The following is a 6,321-nucleotide window of genomic DNA, read 5'->3' on the forward strand; positions in this document are numbered from 1 at the left end:
GATGTCTGCGTCACGGCCGAAGTCATGACCGCCCTCGACCGCCGACAACCCCGGATACCGGGACTGCAACAGGGCACAAGCGCACCGTTCGAACTCTGCTGGATGGACAGATTCGTTGAGAGCCTGCCGCACGCGAGCCGGAAGATTCACAACCCACATGCTACGCACCGTGTGCGTTCTACGGTTGTGGAAAGCCGCTCAGCCAGACGGCTCGCCGTCTGCTGGGAAAGCCGGACCCGCTCGACGCACAGGTCGCCGCGCGGGCCGTACTCCGCGGTCGTGCCCGGGCCCGGGCCAAGTCCGGCGACGGCCTGCTACCGGATGCTTCTCTTGACTTCGGTGACGATGGTCCCAGGGTTGCCTTGTCCTTGTGCCGTGCGGCCGGCGCTCTGGCTGAACTCTCTCCAGACACGCGGGTGCTCGGCGGTTACAGGCTGCCGTTCACCGGTCATGCCCTGGACCAGGCAGTGGCCGCTGCGCTCGAGGTGGTGCTCGAGCCACTCTCTGGACGCGAGGAGACTGTAGGCCCTGCCGCTCGGGCGGTCCCATGTCAGATACTGCACCTGCAGTTGCCCGTCGGTGTCGTACCAGAAGGGGCGGTCCGGGTCGCGCCGCAGCCTGCTGTCTCTCAGGAGTGGGTCACTGAGCAGCGTCACGGAGACGGATGCGTCGAGGGAGCAGTCCAGGCTCTGACCATTCCAGTTGTAGGTCTGGTCGGTCGGAATAGCGGTGACGGGTTCCCCATCGGGGTCTGTGGCGAACACCATCCGGCCCTGCGGCTGTGCGGCGAGGGTGCGCTCCAGCCAGTCGTCCTCGTCATCTTCCATCGGACCGTCCGCCCACTGCTCTGCGAGCTCCAGGAGCAGCTCTTCCCGGCGCTTCTCCCTGCGCTCCCGCCAGATGGCGATGGCGACGCTCCTCTCCGATGCCGGTGGCCCGGGGGCTGGCTCCGGAGAGGAGAGATCGTCGTCCTCTGGGACATGGGAGTCGTCCTCACCGTGATCGGGTTCGTCGTACTGAAAGGTACTCACATGCCAGGACTCGGGTTCCGGATCGGTCCAGGGACTGGGGACGGTGGGGAAGTCGGCCAGGAGAAGGCTGTGGCGATCGGGCCCTTCGGGCATCAGCCGGTTTGTGAACGAACGTCCCTTAAGCCATGTGAGCAGGCTAGTGAGTTGGGGGGCAGGCACGAGCCAGCTGTGGATGCGGTGCCATTGCTCTCCCTGGCCACGGGTGACGTTCCATCCTCGGCCGTCGTGGTCGTCCATGGCCTGTTCGTAAAGGACGATCCACTGCCTGCCGTCGCTGTCGGTGCAAATGCCCAGTTCGTCGAGGTCGGGCAGGTTGTCCGGACGGCAGATCCATTCGTCGACGCCCTCGTCGTCGGGCAGGTCGGGGACAGGTGGTGCCAGCGGGTGTGCGGGGTCGGCGGTCGCGAAAGTGGCGTGGTCGGCTTCGTCTGGACTGTTGTCGTCGTCGGTGTCGGAGAAGGGGTGTCGGGCCGGAGGAAGGGAGGGGTCGATGTCGAGCAGCGACAGTCGTGCCGCTCCGGGGTATTCGGCGGCGTCGTGCTCGGTCTGCCGGTGGGGGTGCCGGTGGTTCGCCAGGCGTTCCACGAGCTCGTGGAGGGCCATCCACTGGTACTTCTTGCCGATCCGTTCGCCCTTGTGTGACTGGCGGGAGCCAGAGTGGCGGGAACGCATGTTGTCGATTTCGGCGAAGAGTTCAGGCGTCCAGCCCAGGCCGGCGACGCGGGCGAGGACCCAGCGTGCGGCCCACTGTGCGTCGACGTGGGCAGCGGCGAGGCGTTCGTCGTCGGCCGGGGGCACTCGGCAGGCCCGCAGCAGCGCGTACTGGTCCGGGTCGAGGACGTCCCTCGCCTTCCTCCCGGTGAGGAGTTGTTCAACGGCAGCCGGTGTGCTCAAGGCGGGCCGGACGGACTCCGGAAGGCTTTGCGCGAAGGCCGGAATACGGGCGGGGTCGACTACGACAGGATCGTCGGCGCGCTGCCACGCCGGCCGACGGGGATAGTCGGTCGACAGCGGCAGCAAACTGAAGTGACGCACGGCCGGCCGGACCTGGTAGTCCGCAAAGTCTCCCAGGGGTGAAAGGGACGAGCGGAGCGATCCCCACAGCGACTTGTTCTGCTCCCGCCGCGGGAAGAGCACGTCGAGGTCCTCCTCCGCAGGAGCCTGCCCGATCGGAGGGCAGGCGTGTGGATGCCTGACCGCGTTTGCTTCCTCGCCGGTGACGGCTCCAGCACGGTGCGCCAAGGTGACAACGCGTGTAGCCGCTTCGCACAGCAGCCCGTTCCGTGAGGCGTGCGCGGGCGAATCAACCGCGCCGTAGGAGTACGTGAGGAGCCGCCGGGCGACTGTCCCGAGGAGGTCGTGCTTGCCGTCGTCCTCGCTGCGACGGGCCAGGACTCCATAAGCAACCCACACCAGACGCTCGAAGAGGTAGGGATCATCGATCTTCTCCGCGTCCTCGTGGAGGAATCTGTCCAGGAGGGAGACGAGAACGTCTCCGTGCCCCAGAAGCAGCTGCACCAGGGCCTTGGTGGCCCGGTCGCGCAGGAACCGGTTGGAGGACGTGAGGGTCCACACCAGTGTCGTGGCGGCCAGCCGGACGACTTCCTCGTGGTCGGCTCCGGCCGTCTGCACCGGTCGGCGGGTCCGGTCCCCGAGCCGAGGCCGGACCGTGAGGGATGCAGGGTGGAGATGGCGCGGGGTGGGGTACTGCTCGGCCCAGCGCAGCAGCCGGTGCAGTGCCGTGACGTCCCACAGCAAGGAGTAGGTCTCTACGCCCCACCACGCGTCGCGCTCGGGCCGCGGTTTTCGCAGCAGCACCCGGTGGAGACGGTCGGCGTTCAGCAGATGCCCCGGCTCGGCGGTGACCGCTACCGCGGCCTCTAGCACGTCGCAATTGCGTCCGTGGCGTGCGGCGGTCTCGTTGAGGAGCTCGATGGTGCGTTCGTTGACGCTGCGTGTGCTGCGCAGCGGAAGCGTTTCCAGAAAGCTGCGGGCCAGCCGGTAGCCTCGTGCGTCCGCGCGTCTGCCGGGGCCAGCTGTGGCCTCTGCAGATGTGGGAGAGGCGGCCAGCAGGTCGATGAGTTCCGTCCCGGTTTGTTCGGGCAGGAGAATCGACGCTGCTTCCTGGTAGTTCGGGGCAGCCTGCCTCAGCCAGCTTCGCAGCGCGGAATCGGCGGTCAGTGGGTGTCCTTCGCGTAGCGCGTCGATCTCGTCCTGGTGGGCAGCGAAGACCGACCGTACAACGCGGTCGTCGCCGAACGCCTGGTAGGGGAAACCGATACCGGTTGCCTGGTCGGCCTTGTAGGTCCGCTCGTTGGACACCAGGCCCTGGGCGAGGAGCTGCCCGAGCATCGTGTCCGGCCACGCTGTGGCCGCCGGAGCGTACGCGTCGACAAGAGCGCGGGCTTCCTCACGCGGCAGCACGGAACGCCGTGCGGCGGCCATGCGCGACGCCAGGGCGTCCACTGCACGGTGCACGGGCCGCTCCAGAGGATCGAGTCCGAGCCGGGAGCAGATGGTCTCCGCACGGTGGTCGACATAGGCGTCGAACACCGCGCTCCGGTCACGCGGATGGCCGCCCGAGCCGCCACGCTTCAGGCTCTTGCTCAGACTGTCCGCGTACAGCTTTACGAACAAAGGGTTGGTGAAGACCGAGGCCAGCAGGGGAGTGTTGGGAAGAACCGCCGCCACACCCCTCAGGTAGCTCTCCAGCCCTTCCATCTCCCGTCCTGCAAAGCCGGGGTGCGCGGAGGCCGGCCCATCGAAACGATCAGGCACGACGATCGACTTGAAGGTCGAGCGGCAGGACACCAACAAGGCGATGTGCCGGTACCCGGCCAGACGCACCTGTAGCGCGAGCAGTTCGCTCTTCCAATTCCCGGCATCGTCGGAGTCATTGAGCGCATCGATGATCAACAGGAAGCGGCAGCCGCTGGCCGCGCCAGCGGCGTCCATCGCCTGCAGGAAGTCTCGCTCGGCAAGCGGCCCCAGGCCACGCTTCTGCGCGATCTCACTCAACGCGTTGTGCCCGGTGAGCTCCTGCCCGAACACCACCAGCGCCGGACGGCCCTCGTCTACGGCCCGTCGCGCGGCGTCGACCAGCAAATGCGTCTTGCCCTGCCCCGCCTCTCCCAGGAGCAGCCAGGTCTTCTTCTCCGCTGCCTGGGCAGCGGGACTCCGCAACAAGCCGACCAGGCGCTCGCAGGCGTCGAGGGCACGAGCCAGAGCGCGCTCGCACACCCATTGCACGCTCTGCACCGCGGTCACTGGAGCCTTTGCGCCCCGTCCGGTGGCAGATGTGGCGTCGTCGCTTTCACGCTCTTTCTCCGCGAACCGGCCAGCCAGGTCCTTGAACTCACCCAGCCGCTCCAGCATGTCCTCCGCCACAGCAGAGCTCTGCTCGGCAGGGAAACCGGACGTCGCGGATGCGGTCGACAGGTCGTGGACCAAGGCGTGGGCGCCTTCCCGCAATGCGGGCGTCCACGCGTGCACCCACCGCGACAGCGCCTGATGGTCGGGGCTGCTGTCCGGCGCGGGATAGCTGTCGTGCCAGCGCGTCATCTCGGAAAGGAGTGTCACCACAGCGGCCTGCAGATCCCGGGATCGCTGGACGCCCTGCCTCAAAAACTCCTGCGGCAGGGCGCACGCGTCCGCCATGCGCGCAAGGGGCAATGTCACATGATGCTCGGGTGTGTACCGTGCCTCGGCCAGACGCTCAGCAAGCGTGACCTGTTCCCTGAACCACTCGCTGCCCAGCGCCCGCCGCTCGAAGAAGAACCACTGACGTCCCTCATTTCCAGGGCGGGTCAGCCGCTCCAGCAGCTCACCGCCACCGACGTAGCGGATGTCCACGCCAGCAAGACCGGGCAGGTCCTTCTTCCACTGGGCGACGTTGTTGTTCCACCGCTCCCTCGCACCGGTACGCGCGTTCCCGCGCGGGGTGACAGGGGTGGGGTCGGAGAGGTCGAAGGGGGCGAGGAACTCAAGCCGGACAATCTTCCGGTTCGCGATGTTCTCACCGACTGTCTTGGCGCTCTTCTTCGCCTGAGGGATGAGATCGTCGATGTTGTGGACGAACTTGACCTGGTATCCGTGCGCAGCGCTGCCGTCGGGCGCCTGGTCATACCACTCGACGCCGCCGTCCGGAGCAGCAGTCTTGATCGTCTCCCAGCCCGGAGGCGCCGGCGTGCGGAGCTGGAAGCAGAGTTCCTCGAACGCGCGATGCTGGCTTCCGTCCCATTCACGGATGCTCTGCCAGTTGTGTGCCCTGCTGTCGTTCGATGCCACTGCTGTCCTCTGACCGTCCTGCCGCCCCACTGTGCGCGTGTCGGATCCCAGCGTAGAGGGCTGCGCTGACACACCAATTTTCCCTGGGTCGATGGACCGGATCAGGCGTAGGAATTCCGTTGTAGCCGGTGCTGACCTGGGCGCTGCCGGCCATGAAATATCGGTCAGGAGTGGACGGTAGTCAACGCCTTGTCAGCGCGCTCGGTCATGTTGAGCATCGGTTCGGTCGAAGTCATCCGGCAGTGATCGAGTCATGCCGCTGTACCGGGATCGATGGGACGGTTGTGCAGTGCCGTCCCAGGCGGAGGTCTGACTCGTGAGATCTATGACCGAAGTGTCCAGTCACAGACCTGTCGACTGTCGTTGCGGGATGCTGCCTGCCACCGAGCCACAGGGCGTGTCCCAATAGGGGCCTTGCCGAGTTCCAGGCGCCATCACGGTTCAGACCGCCCATGCGGGCCGGTGCCATCCACCCAGCACGTCACCACGTGGGAGGCGAACCACCATGACGACCAGAGAGCGCAGTACCTCTTCCAGCACGGATCCGCCCAATCGGAGTGAGGTCGTCCTGGGCGTGGACACGCACGGCGAGGTTCACGTCGCCGCCGTGGTCTCCCCGCTGGGGAAGGTCCTGAGCACAGAGTCCTTTCCGGCGACGGCCGTTGGCTACCGTCGGCTGCTCGTGTGGGCCCGCAAGCGGGGGACGGTGCGCCGGGCCGGTGTGGAGGGCACCGGTACCTTCGGCGCGGGCCTGTCCCGCTACCTGCTGACCCAGCAGATCCAGGTGTTCGAAGGGAACCGGCCCGACCGCACGGCCCGCCGTCTGCTCGGCAAGTCGGACCCGCTCGATGCGCAGGCCGCAGCGCGAGCCGTGCTCAGCGGTCGCACCCGGGCCCAGGCCAAGTCCGGCGACGGACCCGTGCACGGCGCCCGGATCTACAAACTCGCCAAGGACTCCGCGGTCAAGGCCCGCACACAGGCGATCAACCAGCTCAAGGCCGTC

The 6,321-nt window shown here is 67.2% G+C and carries 2 protein-coding genes; one reads left to right on the forward strand and one right to left on the reverse strand.

Going from position 1 to position 6,321, the window contains the following annotated elements; genetic code table 11:
• Positions 1–314: 314 nt before the first annotated feature.
• Positions 315–5,318: a hypothetical protein gene (locus tag KWI83_RS37360; RefSeq protein ID WP_218518820.1), complete on the reverse strand. Its 5,004-nt coding sequence runs from the start codon at positions 5,316–5,318 to the stop codon at positions 315–317.
• 505 nt (positions 5,319–5,823) lie between these two features.
• Here KWI83_RS37360 and KWI83_RS37365 point away from each other — a divergent pair.
• On the forward strand, positions 5,824–6,321 hold a 498-nt coding region (locus tag KWI83_RS37365; RefSeq protein WP_256363369.1), incomplete at its 3' end, for an IS110 family transposase.

It is taken from the genome of Streptomyces sp. TRM70350 (assembly GCF_019219825.1).
Lineage (GTDB): Bacteria > Actinomycetota > Actinomycetes > Streptomycetales > Streptomycetaceae > Streptomyces.